Source organism: Pantoea sp. USHLN298, assembly GCF_037149395.1.
Lineage (GTDB): Bacteria > Pseudomonadota > Gammaproteobacteria > Enterobacterales > Enterobacteriaceae > Pantoea > Pantoea astica.
Map to the genome: position 1 here is coordinate 61,308 of NZ_JBBCRO010000006.1, position 24,747 is coordinate 86,054.

General features: G+C 56.6%; 20 protein-coding genes and 3 tRNA genes. 9 read left to right on the forward strand and 14 right to left on the reverse strand.

All coding sequences use genetic code 11. The features are described 5' to 3' along the window. Positions 1-38 precede the first annotated feature (38 nt). The 4 genes from WFK59_RS15990 to syd form a co-directional block, all read right to left on the reverse strand. Entirely contained in the window at positions 39-485 is a 447-nt protein-coding gene (locus tag WFK59_RS15990) for a flavodoxin (RefSeq protein ID WP_094120838.1), read from the reverse strand. Positions 486-497: 12 nt separating this feature from the next. Next, positions 498-1,277: a tRNA pseudouridine(65) synthase TruC gene (truC, locus tag WFK59_RS15995; RefSeq protein WP_233987262.1), complete on the reverse strand. Its 780-nt coding sequence runs from the start codon at positions 1,275-1,277 to the stop codon at positions 498-500. Then, positions 1,277-1,606, reverse strand: coding sequence for a YqcC family protein (locus WFK59_RS16000; RefSeq protein ID WP_233987261.1), 330 nt, complete (start codon positions 1,604-1,606; stop codon positions 1,277-1,279). The genes truC and WFK59_RS16000 overlap by 1 nt, the downstream gene beginning before the upstream one ends. Before the next feature lie 591 nt (positions 1,607-2,197). Next, on the reverse strand, positions 2,198-2,746 hold the full coding sequence (gene syd / locus WFK59_RS16005) for a SecY-interacting protein (protein WP_336756398.1): 549 nt from the start codon (positions 2,744-2,746) through the stop codon (positions 2,198-2,200). Positions 2,747-2,808: 62 nt separating this feature from the next. Here syd and queF point away from each other — a divergent pair, with 62 nt between their 5' ends. The 3 genes from queF to xni all read left to right on the forward strand — a co-directional run bounded on the left by queF (position 2,809) and on the right by xni (position 5,978). Beyond that, a complete protein-coding gene (queF, locus tag WFK59_RS16010) occupies positions 2,809-3,654 on the forward strand; it encodes an NADPH-dependent 7-cyano-7-deazaguanine reductase QueF (protein ID WP_233987259.1) in 846 nt (281 codons plus the stop codon). Between the two features lie 169 nt (positions 3,655-3,823). Further along, positions 3,824-5,188 carry a nucleotide 5'-monophosphate nucleosidase PpnN gene (ppnN, locus tag WFK59_RS16015; RefSeq protein ID WP_233987258.1) on the forward strand — a complete coding sequence of 455 codons (1,365 nt, stop codon included), beginning with the start codon at positions 3,824-3,826 and terminating at the stop codon, positions 5,186-5,188. Positions 5,189-5,222: 34 nt separating this feature from the next. Beyond that, positions 5,223-5,978: a flap endonuclease Xni gene (gene xni / locus WFK59_RS16020; RefSeq protein ID WP_233987257.1), complete on the forward strand. Its 756-nt coding sequence runs from the start codon at positions 5,223-5,225 to the stop codon at positions 5,976-5,978. Positions 5,979-6,016: 38 nt separating this feature from the next. Here xni and rlmM read toward each other — a convergent pair whose 3' ends face one another. The 4 genes from rlmM to WFK59_RS16040 all read right to left on the reverse strand — a co-directional run bounded on the left by rlmM (position 6,017) and on the right by WFK59_RS16040 (position 9,033). After that, a complete protein-coding gene (gene rlmM / locus WFK59_RS16025; protein WP_336756400.1) occupies positions 6,017-7,117 on the reverse strand; it encodes a 23S rRNA (cytidine(2498)-2'-O)-methyltransferase RlmM in 1,101 nt (366 codons plus the stop codon). Next, the gene (locus tag WFK59_RS16030) at positions 7,110-7,505 is read right to left on the reverse strand and encodes a DUF423 domain-containing protein (RefSeq protein ID WP_031374718.1); all 396 of its coding nucleotides are present in this window, start codon (positions 7,503-7,505) and stop codon (positions 7,110-7,112) included. The genes rlmM and WFK59_RS16030 overlap by 8 nt, the downstream gene beginning before the upstream one ends. Positions 7,506-7,555: 50 nt before the next feature. After that, complete coding sequence (locus WFK59_RS16035; protein WP_233987255.1) at positions 7,556-8,473, reverse strand: transcriptional regulator GcvA; 918 nt, start codon at positions 8,471-8,473, stop codon at positions 7,556-7,558. A 335-nt stretch (positions 8,474-8,808) separates the two neighbouring features. Further along, positions 8,809-9,033 carry a YgdI/YgdR family lipoprotein gene (locus WFK59_RS16040; RefSeq protein ID WP_233987254.1) on the reverse strand — a complete coding sequence of 75 codons (225 nt, stop codon included), beginning with the start codon at positions 9,031-9,033 and terminating at the stop codon, positions 8,809-8,811. A 209-nt stretch (positions 9,034-9,242) separates the two neighbouring features. On the opposite strand from WFK59_RS16040, the gene csdA reads away from it, so the two are divergent. Together csdA and csdE are read left to right on the forward strand one after the other, a co-directional pair. Further along, positions 9,243-10,451, forward strand: a complete 1,209-nt coding sequence (gene csdA / locus WFK59_RS16045; protein ID WP_336756402.1) for a cysteine desulfurase CsdA — start codon at positions 9,243-9,245, stop codon at positions 10,449-10,451. A 1-nt stretch (position 10,452) separates the two neighbouring features. After that, positions 10,453-10,908: a cysteine desulfurase sulfur acceptor subunit CsdE gene (gene csdE, locus WFK59_RS16050; protein ID WP_336756404.1), complete on the forward strand. Its 456-nt coding sequence runs from the start codon at positions 10,453-10,455 to the stop codon at positions 10,906-10,908. On the opposite strand, the gene tcdA is transcribed toward csdE, so the two are convergent. Both tcdA and mltA read right to left on the reverse strand, forming a co-directional pair. Next, on the reverse strand, positions 10,887-11,699 hold the full coding sequence (tcdA, locus tag WFK59_RS16055; protein WP_336756406.1) for a tRNA cyclic N6-threonylcarbamoyladenosine(37) synthase TcdA: 813 nt from the start codon (positions 11,697-11,699) through the stop codon (positions 10,887-10,889). The genes csdE and tcdA overlap by 22 nt on opposite strands. A gap of 48 nt (positions 11,700-11,747) precedes the next feature. Further along, positions 11,748-12,896: a murein transglycosylase A gene (mltA, locus tag WFK59_RS16060; RefSeq protein ID WP_094120825.1), complete on the reverse strand. Its 1,149-nt coding sequence runs from the start codon at positions 12,894-12,896 to the stop codon at positions 11,748-11,750. A gap of 203 nt (positions 12,897-13,099) precedes the next feature. Between mltA and WFK59_RS16065 the strand changes: the two genes are divergently transcribed. The 3 genes from WFK59_RS16065 to WFK59_RS16075 all read left to right on the forward strand — a co-directional run bounded on the left by WFK59_RS16065 (position 13,100) and on the right by WFK59_RS16075 (position 13,463). Next, positions 13,100-13,176: transfer RNA gene (locus WFK59_RS16065), tRNA-Met, on the forward strand. 67 nt (positions 13,177-13,243) lie between these two features. Then, positions 13,244-13,320: transfer RNA gene (locus WFK59_RS16070), tRNA-Met, on the forward strand. 66 nt (positions 13,321-13,386) lie between these two features. Continuing rightward, positions 13,387-13,463: transfer RNA gene (locus WFK59_RS16075), tRNA-Met, on the forward strand. Positions 13,464-13,581: 118 nt separating this feature from the next. Here WFK59_RS16075 and amiC read toward each other — a convergent pair. After that, on the reverse strand, positions 13,582-14,826 hold the full coding sequence (gene amiC / locus WFK59_RS16080) for an N-acetylmuramoyl-L-alanine amidase AmiC (protein ID WP_233987250.1): 1,245 nt from the start codon (positions 14,824-14,826) through the stop codon (positions 13,582-13,584). Between the two features lie 232 nt (positions 14,827-15,058). On the opposite strand from amiC, the gene argA reads away from it, so the two are divergent. After that, positions 15,059-16,399 carry an amino-acid N-acetyltransferase gene (gene argA, locus WFK59_RS16085; protein WP_336756409.1) on the forward strand — a complete coding sequence of 447 codons (1,341 nt, stop codon included), beginning with the start codon at positions 15,059-15,061 and terminating at the stop codon, positions 16,397-16,399. A gap of 50 nt (positions 16,400-16,449) precedes the next feature. Here argA and recD read toward each other — a convergent pair whose 3' ends face one another. From recD to ptrA, 3 genes are read right to left on the reverse strand one after another with little or no spacing between them, the layout of a single operon-like run. After that, a complete protein-coding gene (recD, locus tag WFK59_RS16090) occupies positions 16,450-18,291 on the reverse strand; it encodes an exodeoxyribonuclease V subunit alpha (RefSeq protein WP_336756411.1) in 1,842 nt (613 codons plus the stop codon). After that, complete coding sequence (recB, locus tag WFK59_RS16095) at positions 18,288-21,827, reverse strand: exodeoxyribonuclease V subunit beta (RefSeq protein ID WP_336756412.1); 3,540 nt, start codon at positions 21,825-21,827, stop codon at positions 18,288-18,290. The genes recD and recB overlap by 4 nt, the downstream gene beginning before the upstream one ends. Beyond that, entirely contained in the window at positions 21,824-24,715 is a 2,892-nt protein-coding gene (gene ptrA, locus WFK59_RS16100) for a pitrilysin (RefSeq protein WP_336756413.1), read from the reverse strand. The genes recB and ptrA overlap by 4 nt, the downstream gene beginning before the upstream one ends. Positions 24,716-24,747 lie beyond the last annotated feature (32 nt).

Consider the following 24,747-nt stretch of genomic DNA (forward strand, 5'->3'; position numbering starts at 1 on the left):
GCTAAAGAGGCTGGGATAAGAGAGCAGGCCTGGCGGAATTACAGCAGCGCGCCCCAGGCCTCAACCCAGGGAGAGGTCACCGCTTCCGGTTCCGGATTCTCACTGGCATCGACCAGCAGAACGTCGCCAACGCGCTGGGCGCTGTGTTCCTGCAACAATGCATCAAAGGTTTTACCCGCGCCACAAAAGTGGTCGTAGCTGCTGTCACCCAGCGCAATCACGCCATAACGTAGCGTTGGCTGATGACCCAGCTGATCTTTTACCGCGTGAAACAGCCCGGAAATGGTATCCGGAAAGTCGCCGTGTCCGGTTGTGGAGGTCACGATCAACGCAACGTCGCTGGCGTAAGCCTGCCAGTCTGCCAGCGTCGGATCTTCAAATACCGTCACGCTGTGGCCCTGCTGTTGCAGAATCGGCTCTGCCTCTTCCGCCACTAACAGCGCATTGCCATATACCGTGCCTACAAAAATGCCAATCTTTGCCATCTGCCTTCTCCGTTATTCTGAAACCTTATCCTCTCCTGGCGCCGCAGCAAACTCAACCCGCGGTACCTCAGGAATGCAATCCTGCCAGCCAAACTGCGTCATCAGGTTCTGCCAGACGCTATCCAGACCGGCTCGAATCAGCAGCGGCTCGCCGGTCACCGGATGGGTCAGCGCCAGACTGCTGGCGTGCAACATCAGGCGGTTAGCCCCGAAGTGCTCTGCCGCGCCGCGATTCTGGCGCAGGTCGCCGTGGGCGGAGTCGCCGATAATCGGATGACGCAGGTGCGACATGTGACGCCGCAACTGATGCTTGCGACCAGTTTTCGGTGACAGTTCCACCAGGCTATAGCGCGACGCAGGATAACGGCCAATGCCCACCGGCATCTCCACCGTAGCCAGCGACTGATAATCCGTGACCGCTGGCTGCGCGGTGCGCGCTTCAGTGGCGTGCTTATCGGCAATTTTGTCCAGCTCTTCCACCAGCGGGTAGTCCAGCGTACCGCCGGTTTCCAGCCAGCCGCGTAGCACCGCATGGTAGGTTTTCTGCATCTGGTGCTGCTCAAACTGCTGCGACAGCAGGCGTCCGACTTCACTGGATAATCCCATCAGCAATACGCCTGAAGTGGGACGATCCAGCCGGTGCGCGGTAAAGACATGCTGACCGATCTGATCGCGCACCGTCTGCATCACAAACACCGTTTCATGCCGGTCCAGCCAGCTGCGATGCACCAGCCAGCCACTGGGTTTGTTGACCGCCACCAGCCACTCGTCCTGATAAATGATTTCCAGCATCAGACAGCCGCATCCTTGAGTAACGCATCAAGCTGACGCAGCGTCAGCAACAGCGGCGCAACGCCGGGCTGGTCAGGCACCAGTGCCACTTCATAATAGGGGGCAACCGCAAAGTTTTTCGGCAGCGGATGCCGGGCTGCAATCAGGGCGTGCATACGGGGAATCAACACCCATTGCAGCCATTGCAGCGGTTCAAGGGTATCCAGGCAAAACGGTTCGCGGCTGTCGAAGGCGCTGGCTTCAGGGGGCGTGCTTTGCCAGAGATCGTGCTCACGCAACACCGCTTCAACCTGCTCCAGCCGTTGCATAATCAATTGTTCAGGGGTCATGCGCCACCTCCAGCGGGCAGTAAAAAAACGGGCGGCAAGCATATCACTTGTTGGCGCAGGCACAAAAAAAGGGAGCACTGTATAAACAGTGCTCCCGGTTCGTTTGCAGCCATCCCGCTACGTTAATGCTCCCTGCTCTTCCCTGACAACTTTTCCAGTGCGAACTCCAGTCGCGCATCATCCTGATGAATCCTTAGCATCCTGGCCCACCACCTCTTCTGAGGGGCTCTCATTCTCCATCCTGGAGGTGTCCCTTACTCAATCCTGAGCGATCCTGTTTCGTCCTGAAACCTTCCCTGTGACGTAAACTCCGTTACGTTCCTGCCTCATGGCTTATCCCCAATCCTGAGAATATCTGTTGTCCCCAGCATCCTGCCAGTGCGAAACATTCTGACAGAACGTTTTGTGCATACAAGTGACTAAAAGCGTAAGTTCAGTGTCTTAGTGACACAATTTCAGATTAACGCCATTAAGTCGATGATTCACAATCTTTTTACATCCGGGCCATCCGGATGTCTCAAGTGATATCTGACGATCTCTCACACAGCTTGTAAGAGATATCTCACAACAACTCAGGGTGATCACTGCATATCACGCGCTAACCGGCTGTAATGATTTAAGAAATATCTCAATACTTTCCGCTAAAACCTCGCGCTTCTTACCACCAGGCTGCTCAAGTATCACTTCCCCACTGAGATTTGATAACGAGATAATCGCCTGCTCTGACTCGGTGGTGGCGATAAACAGGGTGGGTGACTGACGTAACCGGCGCTGCATCAGTAAATGACCAATCAGATTCTCCTGTAACCGCAGAAAATCCTCTTCACTCCAGACCTGCAACAGCGTCAGGTTTTGCTGGCCGAAGCGGGCTTGCATGTCTCCGGCAAACTGGGTGGTATAAAACGCGGTAATCTGCGGCTGCAACTGCAGGTCGATCGCTCGCCCCACTGCATCCAGGCTGGGCGGTAGCGTAAAAGGTTGTGGCTGCCACAGAACCTGCTGGTCGCGGTCTTCCAGCGCACAGGGCGACGGTACGCCATAAAGATCGCTGCTGGCGGGCGCGTGGCCAGCGTGCTGTTGCCAGTGCTGACAATAGCGGGTAGTAAAGTCGCGCAATGCGGCGGCAGTGTGCTGCGTCATTCATATTCTCACTTCTGATAGGTTACACTTAGCCACTTTGATTAATTTTGGTGGTAACCGCAATGACTACTCACGAACAGGATCAGGCCCTCAGCAACCTGACGCTGGGCAAACCCACAGCCTATCACGATCGCTACGACAACAGTTTGTTGCAGGCGGTACCGCGTAGCCTGAACCGTGAACCGCTCGGCCTGTTTCCGGAAAGCCTGCCGTTCAGCGGCAGCGATATCTGGACATTATATGAACTGTCGTGGCTGAACAGCAAAGGGCTGCCACAGGTGGCCGTCGGTGAAGTGGTGCTGGATGCGCACAGCCGCAACCTGATCGAATCGAAAAGTTTTAAGCTCTACCTGAACAGTTTTAATCAGACCCGCTTCGCCGACTGGGGCGAGGTGCGCCAGACGCTGGAGCGCGATCTCAGCGCCTGTGCTGACGGTGAAGTGCGGGTCGCGCTGTTCCGGCTCAATGAAATTGAAGGACAGCCGATCGGCCACTTCGACGGTTACTGCATTGATGAGCAGGATATCGCCATCGAGGATTACCGCTTCAATGCTGACTATCTGGCTGATGCGGCTGGCAGCGAAATCGTTGAAGAGACGCTGGTCAGCCATCTGCTCAAATCGAACTGCCTGATTACCCATCAGCCCGACTGGGGTTCGGTGATGATTCGTTATAAAGGCCCGCGTATCGACCGCGAAGCGCTGCTGCGCTATCTGGTGTCGTTCCGCCAGCACAACGAATTTCATGAGCAGTGTGTTGAGCGCATCTTTAATGACCTGCTGCGTTTCTGTCATCCTGAGACGCTGACGGTCTATGCGCGCTATACGCGGCGTGGCGGGCTCGACATCAATCCGTGGCGCAGTAATGTGCCCTTCTCTCCCGGTTATTCGCGTCTGGTGCGTCAGTAGTTTGCGAGATCTCTCGCAGGCTGTGCGCGACAGACGTGGTTCCACTTGAGCTACGCGGGCCGACAAGGCTACTCTGGAGATGGCGGCATTCTGCGGATTGCCGACCAGGGATTTTCGTCACTGCGTTTGCAGTGTCAACAGTCACCCAGGCGGGTGTAAAGGAGTTCATTTGATTACCCATATCAGCCCTCTTGGCTCAATGGATCTGCTCTCGCAGCTGGAAGTCGATATGCTGAAACGCACGGCCAGCAGCGACCTGTACCAACTGTTTCGCAACTGCTCGCTGGCGGTGCTGAACTCCGGCAGTCAGACCGACAGCAGCCAGGAATTACTCTCCCGCTTTGAGAATTTTGATATCAACGTGCTGCGCCGTGAGCGCGGCGTCAAACTGGAACTGATCAACCCACCGGAAGAGGCGTTCGTTGATGGACGCATCATTCGTTCATTGCAGGCCAACCTGTTTGCCGTACTGCGCGACATTCTGTTTGTCAGCGGTCAGCTTAATGCGCCGGGCCGTTTAAGCGCCGCAGAAGAGAACGATTCTGCCGCCATCACCAACACCGTGTTTTCCATTCTGCGTAATGCCCGTGCGCTGCACATCGGCGAGTATCCCAACACCGTGGTGTGCTGGGGCGGCCATTCCATTAATGCGGTGGAATATCAGTATTGCCGTAATGTCGGTACCCAGCTGGGGCTGCGTGAACTGAACATCTGTACTGGCTGCGGGCCAGGGGTGATGGAAGCGCCAATGAAAGGGGCCGCGGTGGGCCATGCTCAGCAGCGCTACCGGGACAGCCGCTTTATTGGTCTGACAGAACCCTCAATCATTGCAGCCGAGCCGCCTAATCCGCTGGTGAATGAGCTGATCATCATGCCGGATATTGAGAAGCGCCTTGAGGCCTTTGTCCGCATCGCCCACGGCATCATTATCTTCCCTGGCGGGGTCGGCACCGCAGAAGAGTTGCTCTATCTGCTCGGCATCATGATGAATCCGCACAACAGCGATCAGGTGTTACCGCTGATCCTGACCGGGCCTGAAGAGAGCGCAGATTACTTCCGGGTGCTGGATGACTTCATCGTCAGCACGCTGGGCGAGCAGGCGCGTAAGCACTATCAGATTATTATCAACGATGCCGCTGAAGTGGCGCGTCTGATGAAGAAAGCGATGCCGCAGGTGAAAGAGTATCGTCGTGAAACGGGCGATGCCTACAGCTTTAACTGGTCGATTCGCATCGCGCCGGATCTGCAGGTGCCTTTCCTGCCGACCCATGAAAATATGGCCAACCTCAACCTTTACACCAACCAGCCGCCGGAAAAACTGGCCGCCGATTTACGTCGCGCCTTTTCAGGCATCGTCGCCGGTAACGTGAAAGAGATGGGAATCCGCGAAATCCGCGAAAAAGGTCGCTATAAACTGCATGGCGACGCCGACATCATGCATCGCATGGACGAACTGCTACAGGGATTTGTTGCGCAGCAACGTATGAAGCTGCCGGGCACCGCCTACATCCCCTGCTACGAAATCATCAAATAAACCAGGAGGCAGCCGTCAGGCTGCCAGGATGCTCATGGCTCTACATCTTCTTATCGTGGATGCGTTAAACCTGATACGCCGGCTACATGCGGTGCAGGGATCGCCCTGCGTCGATGGCTGCGTGGCGGCACTGCGCCAGCTATTAGGGCATACCCGTCCCACCCACGTCGTGGCGGTATTTGATGGCGAAGCCCGCCATCATGGCTGGCGTCATCAGCGCCTGCCGGATTACAAAAGCGGCCGTCCGCCGATGCCCGACGATCTGCAGGCGGAAATGCCGGCGTTGCAGCAGGCGTTTCGTGACGCTGGCGTCAGCTGCTGGATTGCCGAACAGGATGAGGCAGATGATTTAGCCGCGACGCTGGCAGTAAAAATGGCGCAGGCCGGACATCAGGCCACCATCGTCTCTACAGACAAAGGTTACTGTCAGCTACTGGCACCGGAAATCCGCATTCGTGACTACTTTCAGAAGCGCTGGCTTGATCTGCCCTTTATCGAAGCTGAGTTTGGTGTGGCACCGCAGCTGCTACCCGATTTCTGGGGATTGTGTGGCATCAGCAGCAGCAAGATCCCTGGCATTACCGGCATCGGGCCAAAAAGTGCTAAACAGCTGTTGTCAGACTTTCATTCGCTCGACGGGATCTATCAGCACCTGGATCAGGTGCCGCCAAAATGGCGCGACAAATTAGCCAACGGTCAGCAGATGGCGGAGTTGAGTCGCGAGGTGGCGACGCTGAAGCGGGATCTGGTTCTGCAGGGCAATCTGAATACGTTACGATACAGCGGCTGAGTGCCGAAACCCTCAGCCGCGAACACTCAGCCGGTTAATCAGCGCTCGTCGCGACGGCCACCCACTGCGGCCCAGATTCGGCGAATGTGTACCGTGACTTCTTCGCGATCGTGATAGAGCTGGCGCGCGCGGATCTGCGCATTGATGCCGTTCTCATCAAACCGCTCCTGAATCATCGCCAGATTCTGCGTCACCTCTTCGTAGCGCTTTTTCATCGGCAACTTGAGGTTGAAGATCGCCTCACGGCACCAGCCGTTTACCAGCCAGTCGGTCATCAGATTCGCTACCCGCACCGGTTTCTCAACCATGTCGCACACCAGCCAGCTGATGTTGGTGCGCGGCGGACGGAATTTAAATCCATCGGCGCGTTCGTGCATCACCTGCCCGGTATCCATCAGGCTCGGTGCCATTGGACCGTTGTCGACCGCATAGACCATCATGCTGCGCTGCACCAGTTGATAGGTCCAGCCGCCAGGACAGGCACCGAGATCGACGGCATACATGCCGCTGGCGAGACGTTCATCCCATTCATCAGCCGGAATAAAGACGTGAAACGCCTCTTCCAGTTTCAGGGTTGAACGACTCGGCGCATCAGACGGGAATTTAAGCCGCGGAATACCCATGTAGAAAGCAGAACTGTTTTCCGGCAGCGAATAGCCGACATAACAGGTACCCGGCGCAATGAAAAACACATGCACGACCGGACGTTTCGGGCTTTCATAGTTGAGCAAAATTTTGCTTTCGCGCAGCGCGGAACGGAGCGGTACGGTGAACTTGCGGCAGAATTTAGTCAGCTCTTTCGCTTCGTTGGTGTCCGGCACCTCAACGCGCAGTTCGCCGCCCTTTTCCACCACGCCGGTCAGCATACCGACAATCGGTGTAATCCGGTCTTCCTGCGGCAGATCGCGCAGCAGTTCGCCCACCACCAGCATCTGTCGTGCAAAAATCAGATCGTCAAAGGGTAATTCACGTACCAGTCGTTCGGCGTCCTCAAACTGATAACACTCAAACAGCACATAGCCGGAATCCTCTTTAACCCGCGGGAAGCCGTAGACTTCGCGTTCAGCAGCTTTAGCGCTGATTTCTGCCGCACACTCTTTTTCAAAACCGGGACGGCAATAGAGTAAAACTTTATTCATGGCGTTCTGCCCTTCGTTTAAGACGCAGCGCGCCAATCAACATCAATACCCAACCGGCGAGGAAGCATAATCCTCCCACTGGGGTGATAAAAACCCAAAACTTCAGATGCGACAGCGCCAGACAGTAGAGGCTGCCGCTGAAGAGTACGGTGCCGAGCGCCATCAGCGCACTGCTCCAGTAAAACCAGATATTGGCGCGGCGCAGCATCGCAGCACCCAGCCCCATCACCGCTAAGGTGTGATAAGCCTGATATTCCAGCCCGGTATGAATCCAGGCCATCTCAGCCGGTCCGAGCGATTTACTCAATACGTGGGCACCAAAAGCACCAAACGCCACCAGCAAAAATCCGCTAATGGCAGCAAAGATAAACATGGCACGACTGGACATGAAACGATCCTCAGAGTGCGTTTGCATCGCAATGCAATAAAATCAAGACGTTATTGTTGGTATCGAAAGCGGAATTTTTCTTGTTCAGTTGCAGCTTTTTCCAGGATCCACTGTCGAAAGGCGGCTATTTTACCCAGTTCTGCCTGACTGTCATGACAAACCAGATAAAAAGCATTTTTACTGACTAATACGTCGTTAAACGGACAGATTAAACGCCCGGCCTCGATTTCGCTTTGCGCCATCACGTTATTGGCCAGCGCGACGCCCTGACCGTGAATCGCAGCCTGTAATACCATCGCGCTGTGGCTGAAGATGGGACCCTGCTGAACGTTGATATGCTGCAAGCCGAGCTGGCGGATATAGGATTGCCAGTCACGCCGTGAGGCATCATGCAGTAGCGTGAAGCGCGCCAGATCCATCGGTGTTTTAAGCGGATTGTCGCCGGTCATCAGCGAAGGCGAGCAGACGGGCAATAAATATTCAGCGTAGAGCTTCTCAACCCGCAGGCCTGGCCAGTTGCCGCGACCATAAAAAATCGCCACGTCGACATCATCGGCCAGTTTCTCTTCGTCACGGTCAACCGCCTGAATCCGTACGTCGATCCCCGGATAAGCCATATTAAAGCTGGAGAGGCGTGGAACCAGCCACTGAATCGCAAAGCTCGGCAGTAAACTGACGGTCAGCGCACCCTTGGCGCTGCGTGCCTGCAATTTACGCGTGGCTTCGTTGAGCGCCGAGAAGATCTCTTTGATATCCAGATAGTAGCTTTGACCTTCTTCAGTCAGCAAAAGCGAACGATTCCTCCGGCGAAACAGCTTCAGACCGAGAAAATCTTCCAGAGATTTAATCTGATGGCTTACAGCTGCCTGGGTGACGAAAAGCTCTTCAGCGGCTTTGGTAAAGCTTAAATGGCGCGCGGCGGCATCAAATACCCGCAGGGCGTTAAGAGGAGGAAGGCGTTTCGACATGGTTTTCCGTATCCGGATCGGCAAAAAACACGCGGGCTAATACTCACCCTTTACGTATTAGAATTTTTAATCCGAGACATTATAATTTGTCCGTTGAGGAACCTCCAGCAAATACCTATAGTTGCCGCACTTCCTGAGCCGGAACGAAAAGTTTTTAGAATTGTGAGTGAGTTCGCAGATTTTCTGAAAGCTTTTGGCTTGTGGTCGTGATGTTGTGTTTGCAATTTTTGATCCGACGATTGCGGATCAAGCTCTTAATTCCTGTAGATTTACCCTGTCTGTCCATAGTGATTTTTAAATAGCACCGCAAAATGCGGTGCTTTTTTTTTGCTCAATTACTGGCCCATCTCAACCATTTCTTTGACATCTGAACGGTTGATCTGCTGCTCGTTGCCATTGGCATCTTTATAGCTGATCATACCGGTTTCATCGTCTACCTTTGGTTTACCGTCGGCAACAATGGTACGGCCATCATTAGTGTGCATCACATAGTTGCTGGAACAGGCAGTCAGGGTAAAGGCCAGGGTACACACGGCCAGCACTGCGGTGAGTTTTTTCATCTTCTATCTCCTTGCAGATTGATTGCATCAAACCACCCGCGTTACGCTAACCAGAGGCAGCAGATAAGTGTGATCGACCAAATATTGTTCGATCGTTGTGCGGGTTTGGTTTAAACCTTGCAATAATCAGCATAACGCGCTTTTCCAGCTTTGCCAGACAGAGACCATTCTTTCAGTCTGGTCCTATTTATTCTCATCATGGGCCGAGCATGACCGTATTTAACCCAACGGCGTTTCGCCAGCAGTTTCCCGCACTCGCCGATGCCGGTGTCTACCTTGACAGCGCCGCGACCACCCTGAAACCGCAGGCGGTGATCGACAGCATTCAGCAGTTCTACAGCCTGAGCGCTGGCACCGTACACCGCAGCCAGTTTGCCGCCGCACGCGCTTTAACCGAGCGATATGAGCAGGCGCGAAGCCAGGTCGCCCATTGGCTTAACGCCGCTGATGGTCATCAGATTGTCTGGACGCGTGGCACCACGGAAGCCATTAATCTGGTGGCTAACAGCTGGCTGCGTCCACGCTTGCAGCCGGGCGATGAGATTGTGGTGAGCGAAGCCGAGCACCACGCCAATCTGGTGCCGTGGCTGATGGCAGCACAGGCGTGCGGCGCGCGGGTCGTCAAATGGCCGCTGGGTGTCGATCGGTTGCCGGATATCGCTCAACTACCCGCCCTGCTCAACAGCCGAACCCGCCTGCTGGCGGTGAGCCAGATGTCCAATGTGACCGGCGGCTGTCCCGATATCGCCCAGGCAATCCAGCTGGCACATGCGGTCGGCGCCAGGGTGATGGTGGACGGTGCGCAGGGCGTAGTGCACTGCCCACCCGATGTGCAGACACTGGATATCGATTTTTACGCCTTTTCCGGCCATAAAATTTATGGCCCGATGGGCATTGGCGTGTTGTATGGCAAAGCGGAGCTGCTGGAAGAGATGGCGCCGTGGCAGGGTGGCGGAAAAATGCTGACGGCGGTCGATTTCAACGGTTTTACCGCGCAACCGGTGCCGTGGCGCTTCGAAGCGGGTACGCCAAACGTCGCCGGCGTGGTCGGATTAAGTGCGGCACTTAGCTGGCTGGGTCAGCACGATCAGGCCAAAGCCGAAATGTGGAGCCAGCAGCTCGCCAGTCTGGCGGAAGAGCAGCTGGCGGAACTGCCAGGCTTTCGTAGTTTTCGCTGCGGCCATGCCAGCCTGTTAGCGTTTGAATTTAGTGGCCTGCACCACAGCGATATTGTCACTCTGCTGGCGGAACAGGGCATTGCGTTGCGTGCCGGTCAGCACTGCGCCCAGCCCCTACTGGCAGCGCTGGGGGTCAGCGGGACGCTCCGCGCCTCATTTGCGCCCTATAATAATTTGCAGGATGTTGATGCCCTGGTGCGCGCCATGCGCAGCGCCATTTCGCTGTTATCGGAGTGTTGAGATGAGTTCACCGCTGTTAGCGCCACATCCATTTGGCGAGTTGATTACGGTTGAAAGCCTGAAGGAGACCTTTAGCCGCTTTCACCAGTGGGAAGATCGCTATCGCCAGCTGATTCAGCTGAGTCGTCAGCTGCCCGCGTTACCGGAGACGCTTAAAAAAGCCGGGATTGAGTTAAGCGGCTGTGAAAACCGGGTCTGGCTGAGCAGCCAGTTGCGTCCGGACGGCACGCTGCACTTCTATGGTGACAGTGAAGGCCGCATCGTTCGCGGTCTGCTGGCGGTACTGCTTACCGCGGTGGAAGGTCAGACGCCGCAAACGCTGCTGGAAAACGATCCGCTGGCGCTGTTCGATGAGCTGGGTCTGCGCGCCCAGCTCAGCGCCTCACGCAGCAGCGGATTACAGGCGCTCTCAACCGCGGTCCAGCAGTCGGCGCGTCAGGCGCTGGGTCCGGCCTGACGGGCAGCGCGTGCCAGATATTTCTTCAGCGCGTGTGAGACGGCGACAAAACCAAAAGTTGCGGTCACCATCGTGGCTGAGCCAAAACCGGCGGCGCAGTCCATTCTTTTCGGCCCTTCAGCGGTGCTGCGTGAAGCACACACGCTGCCGTCAGGCTGTGGATAGACCAGCGCCTCGGTAGAAAAGACGCAGTCGATGCCGAGTTTCCCCTTACTGTTTTTCACCACGCCAAAAGTTTTCAGCCGTTCGCGCAACTTAGCCGCCAGCGGGTCCTGAATGGTTTTCGCCAGATCGGCTACCTGGATCTGCGTCGGATCGATCTGACCGCCTGCGCCGCCGGTGGTGATCAGGGGGATCCTGTTGCGGCGACACCAGGCGATCAGCGCCGCTTTAGGCCGCACGCTGTCGATCGCATCGATCACATAATCGAAACCCGCCGCCATCAGTTCGGCGGTGTTGTCCGGCGTAATAAAGTCGTCGATGCAGATCACTTCACAGTCGGGATTTATTGCGCGCAGCCGCTCCGCCATCACCTCTGTTTTGGCTTTGCCGACGTTGCCGTTGAGCGCATGAATCTGCCGGTTGGTATTGGTGATACAGACATCATCCATGTCAATCAGGGTGATTTTGCCGATACCGGTGCGCGCCAGCGCTTCAGCCGCCCAGGAGCCGACGCCGCCAATTCCGATGACGCAGAAATGCGCATCAGCAAAACGCTGCAACGCATCCTGACCATACAGACGCGCCGTGCCACCAAACCGCTGGTGCCAGGCATCATTTAACACTTTCATATTTGAACCTGTAACGTCGTGCGGGCCCGCAGGCCCGCAGAGAAGAAATTAGTTGGAACCGAGTAGCAGTGAGCCATTATTACCGTTTTGCGGGCTGGAGAACAGCGGTTGTCCGGCACCCGGCGCGGCTTTCAGTACCCAGACGCGGCCATAATGGTTATAGAAGCCCGCCAGATGGGCGGCGTCCGGCCCGATCCCCTGATAGATGTCGAAGTGCTGGCCTTTAATCGCGCCACCCACATCCAGCGCCACCATCAGGCGCATCTCATATTTGCCGTTGAATTTGCCTTTTTCATTTAGCTGCGGCACTTCCGCCAGCAGTGCCGTTCCGGCCGGAATGATTGAACGGTCAGACGCTACCGAGGCTTTGGCAACCAGCGGCACCGCGCTGGCGCCCCGCACCGGCGTAAACGGCTCCGGCTTAAAGAAGACAAAAGATGGGTTGGTTTCCAGCAGCGAGCGGACTTCCTGCGGCGAGTGTTCCTGCGCCCACTGACGAATCGCCTGCATCGACATATCTTCACGCTTCACTTCACCACGATCGATCAGCTCTTTACCGATACTGTGATAACCCCAGCCATTTTTACCGGCGTAACCAAAGAAGGTCATCGGACGACCATCGCCAAAATCAACGTAGCCACTGCCCTGCACATCCATCATGAAGTTATCAATCAGCGAGTTGCTGTAGGCGATGACGTAGCGGTCATCGAGGCCGCCACTATAGATAGAGGCGCGGCTTGGCAGTTTCTCGCCGCGCTTACGCGGTGGCATCCGGTAGATCGGATACTGAAATTCACCCTGACGGGTATAGCGCGCTTCAACCACCGGCGTGTAGTAACCGGTGAACTGCACGTTACCGTAGTTATCCGTACCTTCCATCTGCCAGGCATTCAGGCCAAACTGCTGCAGCTGGCGGGTATCTGCACCGGCCATCAGCCAGCTTTCAATCGCGCTGTAGGTCCCATTCTGGCGGCTGTACAGCCCGGATGATGCGGTCTGAATCTGGCGCACCTGCTCGCCAAAGTCGCGGCCATTGACCGGGCTGCCTTTGGCATTCGGCTGATTCACCAGCGCCAGCGGCTGTTCCAGTTTGCCATCTTTATATTGCTGACCGCGATCGGTCGGTTTAGAACTACAGCTCGCCAGCAGGGCGATCAACGCGCCGGTCACAGCAATCCTGGCCCAGTGTGCTTTCATTATGGTCTCTTTTTATAAATGTTCGTCCCGCGACGATAGCAAAGCCCCCGGCAGAATGAAATCCATCCGCTTTCTGCCTCCGGCTATCAGTTCAATAATTCATCAGATGGTTGAATCCTTCAGCAACTGACTGTAAATTTGGCCTTTGTGTGCAAAAAGGGGTTGCATCAAATAACGCGCGGAGTATAGTGCGCATCCACGGACGCGGGGTGGAGCAGCCTGGTAGCTCGTCGGGCTCATAACCCGAAGGTCGTCGGTTCAAATCCGGCCCCCGCAACCAATACTTCTGCAGCAGTTTACAGAAGTTACAATGTGAAAGTCGCTAAGCGCAAAAAGTACGATACGGACGCGGGGTGGAGCAGCCTGGTAGCTCGTCGGGCTCATAACCCGAAGGTCGTCGGTTCAAATCCGGCCCCCGCAACCAATACTTCTGTGCAGTTTACAGAAGTGATAATCTGAAAGTCGCTAAGCGCAAAAAGTACGACACGGACGCGGGGTGGAGCAGCCTGGTAGCTCGTCGGGCTCATAACCCGAAGGTCGTCGGTTCAAATCCGGCCCCCGCAACCAATCATTTAAACACCTGAAAGGGTGTTTTTTTGTTTCTGCCGTCTGAACCTCCTCTTCTTCATTGAACATCCTCTTCGTCATCGGAGCTCAACGGATAGCGCAGGCTACCCGCTGCCATTTACCGATGCGCCAGTGCCGCCCCACTCTCCACATACGCTTTGATGCCGTGCAGAATCGCCTCCGCTACCTGCTGCTGATAGCGCGTGGTGCGCAACTTACGTTCCTCTTCGACATTACTGATAAAAGCCGTCTCCACCAGGATTGACGGGATATCAGGCGCTTTCAACACCGCAAATCCGGCCTGATCCACCGTTCGTTTGTGCAGATGGTTGATGCGCCCCATGCGGTGCAGCACCTCTTTGCCAAACTTCAGGCTGTCGTGGATGGTTTGCCGCTGCACCATATCGAACATGGTGTGGTCGAGATAGCGATCGCCGCTCTTGCTGACGCCGCCAATCAGGTCAGATTCATTCTGGGTCTGGGCAAGGAAGCGGGCTGCGGCCGAGGTGGCGCCGCTGGTTGAGAGAGCAAACACCGAAGAGCCGCGCGCCGCCCGGCTGGTAAACGCATCAGCATGAATCGAAACGAACAGATCGGCGCGCTGCTTGCGGGCTTTGGCGACTCTGACGCGCAGCGGAATAAACACATCCTCGTTGCGCGTCATGTAGGCTTTCATATTGGCTTCTTTATCGATCAACGCTTTCAGCCGCCGGCCAATCTTCAGCACAATATCTTTCTCGCGGGTTTTATGTTTGCCGTGTGCACCGGGATCTTCACCGCCATGGCCGGGATCGATCATGATAATGATTGGACGATCGCGTCCGGCTTTGCCCGGCAACGGTGCCTGCACCGTTTCATTTTTTTCCAGATCGCCCTGATTATAATCCTTCAGCAGCGCCAGCAGGGGATCGTCCTCCACCTGATTCTGGCTGGGATAGAGATCCACCACCAGCCGGTGATTAATGCCTGCCACCGGCGACAGATTAAAAATTTTGGGTGCGACACTGCGCTTTAGCTCCAGCACCACCCGCACCGTGTTGCTGTCGAACTGGCCGACGCGCGCATTTTTGATAAAGGGATCATCCACCCTCACCTGCTTGTCGACCCCTTTCAGTACCGGATTGAGATGCAGCCCTTCAATATCAATCACCAGCCGTTCCGGATTGCTCAGCGCAAACTGCCTGTACTTCAGCGCCACATTCGACTCCAGCGTCATACGCGAGTAGGTCGATGACGGCCAGATACGCACCGCGACGATATGGCTTTTCGCCGCCAAACCGACCCGGCTAACGCTTAACAGCAGTAAGGCACCGCTTCCTTGTAAAAATCGTCTGCGTGAAAAGGGGGAATTAAAATCCGACATGCCGCTCCAGCTGCTGTGTAATGTCTAAAAAAGCGCCAGTTAATAAAATGGCGGCGAAAACTTTATCCAATCCGCAAGGTGATGTCACCCCGGAAATCCTAAATAATGCAGGCTGTTAGCGGCTTTGGCACCCGAAAAAACGTAAATTTTCGTCAGGATTAACGCTTGCAAAATCGCGGCTAAAAGCATAAAAATACAAAAAATTCGAATAATCATTCACTGAGGACTGGCCGTGAAGGAACGTAGTACTGAACTGGTTCAGGGTTTTCGCCATACCGTTCCCTATATCAATGCCCACCGGGACAAGACCTTTGTCATCATGCTGGGCGGCGAAGCGATTGAGCATGAGAACTTCTCAGGCATCGTCAACGATATTGGTCTGCTGCACAGCCTCGGCATCCGCCTGGTGGTGGTCTATGGCGCCCGTCCGCAAATTGATGCCAGCCTGGCGGAACATCAGCTTGAGCCGGTTTATCACAAGTTTACCCGCGTTACCGATGCGCAATCGCTGGAACTCGTGAAGCAGGCGGCCGGTCGTCTGCAGTTAGATATTACTGCCCGTCTCTCCATGAGCCTCAACAATACGCCGCTGCAGGGCGCGCATATCAATGTAGTCAGCGGCAACTTCATCATTGCGCAGCCGCTGGGTGTGGATGATGGCGTCGATTATTGTCACAGCGGGCGTATTCGTCGTATCGATGAAGAGGCTATTCATCGTCAGCTGGATAACGACGCGATTGTGCTGCTCGGTCCGGTGGCGGTGTCAGTGACCGGTGAGAGTTTTAACCTGACCTCGGAAGAGGTGGCGACCCAACTGGCGATTAAACTTAAAGCGGAAAAAATGATCGGCTTCTGCTCAGAACAGGGCGCACTGGATAGCGAAGGCAACATTATCTCCGAGCTGTTCCCGAATGATGCCCAGGCGCGTATTGACGAGATGGAAAGCGATGGCGATTACCTCTCCGGCACCGTTCGTTTCCTGCGCGGCGCGGTCAAAGCCTGCCGCAGTGGCGTACGGCGCAGCCATTTAATCAGCTATCAGGAAGATGGCGCGCTGTTGCAGGAGCTCTTCTCTCGTGACGGTATCGGCACGCAGATCGTGATGGAGTCTGCCGAGCAGATCCGGCGCGCCAATATCAATGATATCGGCGGCATTCTCGAACTGATCCGGCCGCTGGAGCAACAGGGGATTCTGGTGCGTCGCTCACGCGAACAACTGGAGATGGAGATTGATAAATTCACTATCATCCAGCGCGACAACCTGACGATAGCCTGTGCCGCGCTCTATCCCTTTATGGATGAGAAGATCGGTGAAATGGCCTGCGTGGCGGTTCATCCTGACTATCGCAGCTCATCGCGCGGCGAAATGTTGCTGCAGCGTGTGGCGTTACAGGCGCGTCAGATGGGGCTGCAGAAGCTGTTTGTGTTAACCACCCGCAGCATCCACTGGTTCCAGGAGCGCGGCTTTACGCCGGTCGATATTGAGTCGCTGCCTGAGAGTAAAAAAGAGATGTATAACTATCAGCGCCGCTCCAAGGTCCTGATGGCCGATCTGACCCGCCATACGCTGTAAGGGCTGAACGGGCCGGGCGACTGATGCCGCCGGCCCGCGCTGACGGGGGATTATCCTGCCTCGCCCAGTCGCTCTACCAGACCACTACGCCGCTGGGTTTGCAGCTGCACGGCCCGCTGGAATACGCCCGGATCGCTGTAGAGCGTCAGCTGTTTACGGGCGCGCGTTATCGCGGTGTAGACCAGCTCACGGGTCAGTACCGGCAGGAACTGCGTTGGCATTACCAGCGCGGTATGATCAAACTCCGATCCCTGTGATTTATGTACCGTCATCACCCAGGCGGTTTCATGCGATGGCAGGCGGCTCGGCTGAATCGCTTTGATGCTGCCATCCGGCAACGGGAAAAAGACCTTCAGGTTGCCCTCTTCGTCGCGCAGCGTAATGCCGATATCGCCGTTGAACAGCCCCAGCGCACTGTCGTTACGGGTAATCATAACCGGCCGGCCCAGGTACCAGCGCCCGCCGATAGCGGGACGACGAATACGCTGCAGCTGCATCAGCCGCTGTTCAATACGCTGGTTTAGCCCCTGCACGCCAAAGGGCCCGTCACGTAACGCACACAGCAGCTGATAGCGACCAAAGGCCGTCAGCACTTCGGCAGGTGACGCCTGCTGCCTGATCAGCTGCAGATAAGGCTGATAGCCCTGTGCCACCTCATCCAGCATCGCCTGATAAGCCTCGCCACTGGTTAACGGCTGATAGCAGAGATCCTGAAAGCCTGCGGCGAAAACCGCTTTCACCTGCTGCGCATCCCCCAGGTTAATGGCCTGAGCCAGCTGACCAATGCCTGATTTGGCGTCAAAACGGTAACTTTTTTGCAGCAGACAGATACTGTCACGTACCGCGGGTGCCAGCCGATCGTCACTGCCCTGCAGCGCACATCCGGTCAGCAACGCGAGCTGTTCCGCACGCGCCAGGCTATAGCCGCTCTCGGTACAGCGACAGATATCGCCCAGCACGGCACCCGCCTCAACCGACGCCAGCTGGTCACGATCGCCAAGAAAAACCACCCGCGCATGGGCCGGCAGTGCGGCGATCAGCTTCGCCATCATCGACAGATCGACCATTGAGGCTTCATCAACCACCAGCACATCGAGATGCAGGGGATTACCGGCGTGATAGCGCAGACGCTGGGTATCTGGCTGCGCGCCCAGCAGCCGATGCAGTGTGGTCGCTTCCGTCGGGAAGCGTCGGCGCTCTTCCTCGCTAACGGCTAAATTCTGCAGCGCGTTACCCAGCGACTCGGTAAGGCGCGCCGCGGCTTTGCCGGTCGGAGCGGCTAACTGAATCCGTAAGTTGCCAGGGTTCAGCCGGATCAGCGCGGCGAGTAATTTCGCCACCGTGGTGGTTTTACCGGTTCCGGGTCCGCCGGAAATCACCGCGGTCTTGCGGGTCAGCGCCACCGCGGCGGCAATTTTCTGCCAGTCATCCGGACGCGTGCCGAACAGCGTATTCAGCACTTCACTTGCCGCCTGGGCGTCAAATGCCGACTTCACCTCCTGCAGGGCAAAGAAGCTCGCGACCCGGCCCTCGCTGTGCCACAGGCGATGCAGATAGAGACGGCGATTACTGAGCACCAGCGGGGTAATCAGGCTGCCGTCACTGACGGCTGCCCAGTCGGCCAGCAGTGATAACCAGTCATCCGGCGCACCGGCAGCCTGCCACAGTGCCTGCGCCAGCGCGGGCTGACGGCCCGCAAACAGACCCGCTTCGCTGAGGTTATCCAGCGGCAGGCAGACGTGACCTTCCCCCGCTTCCGCACTAACGCAGGCCGCCGCGAGCAGCAGTGCCGGTTGTGATTCTTCCGCCAGCAGGCGGGCAAACTGAATATCTAACGGCCGCAGGAGACGCTTCTCAACCGCCTGAAGCAGCAGGCTCAGCATTTCACTCATGACAACTCCGTGGTATGACCAAACAACGCATCAATCTCTTCAATAAAGGCTTCGCCGGGACGGGTGGCAAAAATACCGTTATCCGGCGAACTGCCATCCATCCCGCGTAAAAACAGATAAAACACCCCGCCGAAGTGGCGCTGATAATCATAATCCTGCAGGCGGTGCTGAAGATAGCGATGCAGCGCCAGGGTATATAACTGATACTGCAGGTCGTAGCGGTGGTCGATCATCGCCTGCGCCATCGCCTCGGGCGTATATGCCGCGTGGCTCTCCCCCAGCCAGTTCGACTTATAGTCGAGCAGATAATATTTTCCCTGCCAGCGGAACACCAGATCGATAAAACCTTTCAGCATGCCCCGCACCTGGCGGAAATCGAGCGCTGCCGCCTGTCGTGACAGCGGATCGTGACGGCGCAACAGATCGTCGAGATCGGCCGCGGTCAGCAGATGATTAATCGGCAGATAAAACTCCATCTCGATCAGCCGGTCACTGCTTTTTATTGCCGACAGCGTCAGGCCGTCAGCGTTAAGCGGCGTATGCAGGACCCGTTCGATCCACTGCTGGATGACCGGTAACCAGCTCAGCGGATAGCCGTGGTGCTGTAACTGATCTTCCAGCCAGATTTCATCCGGCGGTTCGGCAAAATCGATCGATTCAAACAAACCGTGTAAAAAGGTGCCGGGTGCGGCACCGCGCGGGAAATGGTGGGGCGTGAGCGCCGCGTCTTCACTGCCCTCCTCTTCACCTGCCGCATCGATATCAAAATTGGGCAGCGCATCCAGCAGCGCCGAGCTGTGGTGCTGTTGCAGTCCTGAATAACTGGTGACCCGCCAGGCATCTGCCAGCGCACGCGTGACTTCACGGCTGCTTAATGCCTGATCGCCGGCTGGCCGATCCTGCCATGTTTCGCCTGGCCGCAAATCATCTGCGATAACCTCAATCCCGTTACCGCTTAACGCCGCCAGACGCTGGCTGAGCTGCTCCGCATCTGCCGCTTCGCCCCGCTGCACCAGATAACCCAGCGCACTTTTATGCAGATCGCTTTCGCCCTCTTTTTTACGCGTTCCCTTTATCAACGGGGCAATACCGACGCTGCAGTGATAAACCGAACGGGTCAGGGCCACATAGAGCAGACGTAAATCTTCGGCCAGGCGCTCCTCTTCGGCCAGCGCCATGCTCCGAGCATCGCCCTGCACATCCAGTAAGGCAGCAAAACTTTCACGATCGTGATAAAGCGCACTGGCCGCCTCACGGTAGCCAGCGGCAAACGGCAGCCAGACCAGCGGGTATTGCAGCCCTTTCGATTTATGGATGGTGACGATTTGCACCAGGTGACGATCGCTTTCCAGCCGCAGCTGCTGGCTGGCCGACTGACTATTGGGCCGGGCAATCTGCTGAGCCAGAAAACGCACCAGCGCATGCGGACTGTCGAGCTGCACTGAGGCTTCCTGCAACAGTTCGCCCAGATGCATCAGGTCGGTCAGACGGCGCTCACCGTTTTCGGAGGCGAGCATATTTTCAGCCAGCTGACGCTTGATCATCACGTCACGCAGCATCGGTAACACGCCACGCTGGTGCCAGAGCTGCTGCCAGAGGGCAAACTGCTCGACCAGCGCATCCCACTCGCGCTCATTCTGGGTCAGCGCATCCAGCGTGGCGGCATCAATAGCGAAGATCGAGGTCGCCAGCGCGCTGCGCACCAGGCGTTCCTGTTCTGGTGCCTGAATCGCCTGCAGCAGCCACAGCAACTCTCGCGCTTCAGGCGTGGTGTAGACGCTGTCGCGACTGGAGAGATAGACGGAAGGAATCGACAATGCATTGAGCGCATCGCGGATCAATCCCGCTTCGTTGCGGCTGCGGACCAGCACCGTGATGTCAGACGCACGCACCGGTTGCAGTGCCTCGCCTTTTCCCAGCAATGCCCGACCCTGCTGCCCGGCCACCAGCCAGCGGCTGATATCCGCCGCACACTGACGCGCCATAAACTGCTGATAATCACTGCTGCCGACGCCTGCACCCGGCTGTAACCAGAAGCGCAGCGCCGGTTGTGGCCGATCGTCATAGATCAGTTTCAGCGCCTGATTCGGCGCGGCCGGTTTCACCTGCAGGAACGGAATGGCGGAGAACAGAAACGGCGATTCCAGCTGTGAAAACAGGCGATTTACGCTATCGACCATTTCCGGCGATGAGCGCCAGTTAGTATCGAGCGTGTAGTGAGCACTAACTTCGTTTCGCGCCCGCAGATAGGTAAAAATGTCCGCGCCGCGAAACGCATAAATTGCCTGCTTAGGGTCACCGATTAACAGCAGCGCCTGTTCCGGCTGGTTGATATAGAGCGTGCGGAAAATGCGATATTGCTGCGGATCGGTATCCTGAAATTCATCGATCAGGGCGACCGGAAAGCGCGCCCGAATGGTCTCAGCCAGCAGGATACCGCCGGGCTGCTGCAACGCCTCATCGAGCTTACTCAGCAGGTCATCAAAGCCTAACAGCGCCCGCAGCCGTTTCTCACGCTGAACAGTGGCGCGCACGTCGGTCAGCGCCTGGGCAATGATCACATCCCGCAGCGATAAAGGCTCCGCCAGAAACTGATCGATCGCCTCAAACACCGGATGGCGTGGCGCTTCGCCTTTTTTGGTTTTCTCCTCCAGCTGCTGCTGACCAAATCGCTCCAGCTCTTTCGGCAACTGGTAATCCAGCGTTTCGCTGTTGGCCCACTGTGTCACTTTCGCAACCCAGATCGGCAGATTCTTGCTGCTGTAGCTGCGCTTATCGACGCCGGAAGCGCCGATGATGCCTTCAACATCAGCACTGAGCGACTGCCACTGCTGCTTGATTGAGGTGATGCGTGCCAGATTACGGGCGTGACGTGACGCCAGCGTTTCATCGGCGGCTGGCGGACGTTTCAGGCTGGGCGATTCGCCCTGGAGCCAGGGGCGCAGCGTGGTCAGCAGACTGTCCGGTCCGCTCCATTCCGCGGCAATCACTCGCGCCACGTCAAGCGACAGCGGATAGCACTGACGACGCCAGAAATCAGCGGTGGATTGCTTCAGCAACGCCTGTTCATCCTCAATCAGCTCCTGCTCAAACAGCATGCCGGATTCAAACGCATTGAGGTTGAGCATCCGCTGGCAGAAGCCGTGGATGGTAAAGATGGCGGCTTCATCCATCTGTCGCTCTGCCGCCAGCAGCTGCGCGGCGGCGTGCGTTAAGTCGGGTATCTGATCAAGCAGCAACTGGTGCATCGAATCGCTGCTTTTACCGCGGATGCAGGCCAGCCGCAGCTGATGGATATTCTCCCGGATACGCCCGCGCAGTTCAGCGGTGGCGGCCTCGGTAAAGGTTACGACTAAAATTTCTTCAACCGACAGAGGCCGGCTGTAGGCGTTCTCACCGCCAAGGCCCAGCAGCAGGCGCAGATAGAGTAAGCCAATGGTAAAGGTTTTTCCGGTGCCCGCTGAGGCCTCAATCAGCCGCTCGCCTCTGAGCGGCAGTGTTAAAGGGTTCAGCGATTCAGGCGGTAACTGCGTCATTGGGTCTCACTCTTTACCGGCAGCGACTGCTGCAACTGTGCCACTTCGCTCCAGGTTTTCCAGCCTGGCAACGCGGCAAAGGCTACTTTTTCATCACTGTTGCCCGCAATCTGCGAGGTCATCACCATACCCGTGTGATCTATCACCGCCTGCTGGAAGAAATCGGCCAGGCTGGCGGGCGTCAGTTGTTTAATCTGTGCGATCACTTTCTGGCGCGTATTAAATGCGTCGTTCTGACGGTCAAAGTCGCGACTGTAGCGATCCGCTTCCTCGTCGAGGGTCTGAGGCCGCTGTTGCAGATCGTTGATCATCGCCTGCTGGTATTGAGCAAAGTCGGCCTGGCTCATGTTGCGTAAGCGTTTTTCCGCCTGCGGATAGAAGGCCTGATAACGCTGCAGCAGCAAGGCGGGTTGTTTGCTGTTGCTCTGCAGCAGGAAGCCAATTCCCCACTGGCGTCCCACCGGCATCTGGAAGGCAAATACCGCATAGCCGAGTTGCTCTTCAGTACGTAACTGGTTGTAGAACCACGGCTGCACAATCTGGCTCAGCATCGAGCTGTTCGCCATGCTCTGATATTCGCCATAGCCCAGCGGAATATAGAGCGCCGCCAGGGCAGAATCGGTACTGCTGCCCTTCTGCTGCAGGTTCGCTTTCAGCGGTTTTTCGAAGGTCACATATTTGCTGCGCCAGGCGTCGATCCCGTTACTCTGCATCTGCTGTTTCAGTTCGCGACCCAGCTGAATCACGCTATCGGCGCTGAGGTTGCCTACCACCATCATTTCCGGCGTTGCCGCGCGGAACAGTTGATCGCGATAAGCCGTGACGTCGTTAAGTGTGATCGTGCTCACCAGCTTGCGACGCGTCTCGCGCTGGGTATAGGGCAATTGTGACAGCAGCTGCATCGGCTGAATCGCCTGTTCAAAGGCTTTTCCTTTCTCTGCCGCGTCAAGCCGTTCCAGATACCAGGATTTGGCCTGCTCCAGTTGCTGTGGCGTGGGCTGGAAAGTGGCATACCCTTCCACCAGCTTCTTCAGCAGAGTGGGCAGGCGCTGGGTAAAGCCGCTGGCGCTGAATACCAGTCCCTCATTCTCGCCGGTGGAGAAACTGATGCCGCCCACCGACGCCTGCGAATTAAGCTCATCCAGCGCCAGACTGGAGAGATAGTCATTCAGGCCAAACAGGACCTGCTGGCGCGCGTCGCTGATGGCATGTTTGTTGCGCAGCGCCAGCGTGATCGCAGCCTTTGGCTCACTGGCGTAAAACTGACTGGGCATCCAGTAAATGCGCATCCCGGCATCATTTTCCAGCCTGACCGGATGCGGATACTGTTTCCCGTCCGCTGGCAGCAGGGTGAAGTCATCCGGAATATAGGGGTTCAGCGTCGGCATCGACAGCGCAATCTGGCTGGCGCGTTGTTGCCAGTCAGCAAACATCTGTGGCGCTATTTTTTCAACCTGATACGGCGCATCCACAAAGTAAGCCTGTTTATTGTGAGGTTCCTGCGGACTGATATACCAGATACGCGCCTGCTGCGGCGTCATCTCATCGAGCCGTGCTTTGATCGCCGCAGCATCGTACTGATCCGCCAGATAGGGCGCATCCAGCGTGTGTTCAACCGGTACCCGCAGCATGGTGTCGGCCAGCCATTCGATGTAGTCCATATCCCGGGTGATGGAGGGATAGCGGAAATCGAGCGCCAGGACGCGCGAGACCTCATCGAAATAGCGCTTATCATCCGCCTGCTCACGCAACAGATTGATATAGCTAAAAATAGCTGCAACCACTTCGTCACGTTGCGCCAGACCTTTGTCGGTCAGCGAGGCGGTAATGGCAAAAACGCCGCCGTTACGATCGGTCATCGGGTCTGCACCGGCATTGACGCCATCGGCCAGTCCCTGCTTTTGCAGCCAGTCGGTCAGGGTATTTTTACTGCGATTGCTGATCAGGTAGCTGATCAGGGTGTCCGTTTTGCTGCGAAAACGATCGCTGTTATTGCCAATACGAAACTCAATTTTAAGCTGTTTGCGCGGCTGAGCCGGAACATAGTGGATCAGGATGCCCTGCTGTTCCGCGGTCACCACCGGCACGGTAATCGCCGGCACAGTGGCGTTGTGGTTAGCGACCCGACCAAAGGTTTTCGCGGCAATCGATGCCATCTCGGGCAGCGTTTTATTGCTGTAAATGACCGCCTTCATCAGATTGGCGGAGTAGTGCGAGTGGTAAAAGTCCTGCAGCGCCTGATGCAGTTTACTGTCGGGCTTATCTTTCAGCGTGTCGAGGTTACCGCCGGAAAAGCGCGAAGCAGGATGAGCCGGGTTAAGGGTTTCCGCCCCAACCTGCGCCATACGTAAACCGTCGCGCGAGCGCGCCATCGTCAGTTCAGCATTGACCGCATGGCGTTCCCGATCAGCGTTCACCGGGTCCAGCAGCGGCGCGGCAACTGCATCGGCCAGGCGATCCACTGCTGGCTCCAGCGAAGCATTTTCCACTTCCAGATAGAAGGCGGTGCGGTAAGAGGCGGTGCTGGCATTGTGGCTGCCACCGTGCTTTTTCAGGAACTCAGCCAGATTGTCCGGCTGCGGGTAATGGGCAGAGCCCATCAGCACCATATGCTCCAGATAGTGCGCCAGACCAAGCTGCTGATCGGGATCGTCCAGAGAGCCAATCGGTAAGGTCAGCGCCGCCAGCGACTTAGGTGCCACCGGATCGGAAACCAGTAATACCGTCATTCCGTTGTCGAGCCGGATGGCCTGATACTGACGAGGATCGTGTTCACTCTTGCGAATGACTTCATTAATCGGCTGCCAGCCCGTTTCTGTCTGCGCCAGTGCTGTGAAAGCCACCAGACTCATCAGCAGCGTTGCCAGCCAGCGTGCGTATATCCGCATGTAAACCCCTTACCTTACCCAATAAACCGTCA

Coding starts and splice junctions, on each gene's coding strand:
- WFK59_RS15990 (WP_094120838.1), bottom strand. CDS start 485: ATGGCAAAGATTGGCATTTTTGTAGGCACGGTATATGGCAATGCGCTG.
- truC (WP_233987262.1), bottom strand. CDS start 1,277: ATGCTGGAAATCATTTATCAGGACGAGTGGCTGGTGGCGGTCAACAAA.
- WFK59_RS16000 (WP_233987261.1), bottom strand. CDS start 1,606: ATGACCCCTGAACAATTGATTATGCAACGGCTGGAGCAGGTTGAAGCG.
- syd (WP_336756398.1), bottom strand. CDS start 2,746: ATGACGCAGCACACTGCCGCCGCATTGCGCGACTTTACTACCCGCTAT.
- queF (WP_233987259.1), top strand. CDS start 2,809: ATGACTACTCACGAACAGGATCAGGCCCTCAGCAACCTGACGCTGGGC.
- xni (WP_233987257.1), top strand. CDS start 5,223: ATGGCTCTACATCTTCTTATCGTGGATGCGTTAAACCTGATACGCCGG.
- rlmM (WP_336756400.1), bottom strand. CDS start 7,117: ATGAATAAAGTTTTACTCTATTGCCGTCCCGGTTTTGAAAAAGAGTGT.
- WFK59_RS16030 (WP_031374718.1), bottom strand. CDS start 7,505: ATGTCCAGTCGTGCCATGTTTATCTTTGCTGCCATTAGCGGATTTTTG.
- WFK59_RS16035 (WP_233987255.1), bottom strand. CDS start 8,473: ATGTCGAAACGCCTTCCTCCTCTTAACGCCCTGCGGGTATTTGATGCC.
- WFK59_RS16040 (WP_233987254.1), bottom strand. CDS start 9,033: ATGAAAAAACTCACCGCAGTGCTGGCCGTGTGTACCCTGGCCTTTACC.
- csdA (WP_336756402.1), top strand. CDS start 9,243: ATGACCGTATTTAACCCAACGGCGTTTCGCCAGCAGTTTCCCGCACTC.
- csdE (WP_336756404.1), top strand. CDS start 10,453: ATGAGTTCACCGCTGTTAGCGCCACATCCATTTGGCGAGTTGATTACG.
- tcdA (WP_336756406.1), bottom strand. CDS start 11,699: ATGAAAGTGTTAAATGATGCCTGGCACCAGCGGTTTGGTGGCACGGCG.
- mltA (WP_094120825.1), bottom strand. CDS start 12,896: ATGAAAGCACACTGGGCCAGGATTGCTGTGACCGGCGCGTTGATCGCC.
- amiC (WP_233987250.1), bottom strand. CDS start 14,826: ATGTCGGATTTTAATTCCCCCTTTTCACGCAGACGATTTTTACAAGGA.
- recD (WP_336756411.1), bottom strand. CDS start 18,291: ATGAGTGAAATGCTGAGCCTGCTGCTTCAGGCGGTTGAGAAGCGTCTC.
- recB (WP_336756412.1), bottom strand. CDS start 21,827: ATGACGCAGTTACCGCCTGAATCGCTGAACCCTTTAACACTGCCGCTC.
- ptrA (WP_336756413.1), bottom strand. CDS start 24,715: ATGCGGATATACGCACGCTGGCTGGCAACGCTGCTGATGAGTCTGGTG.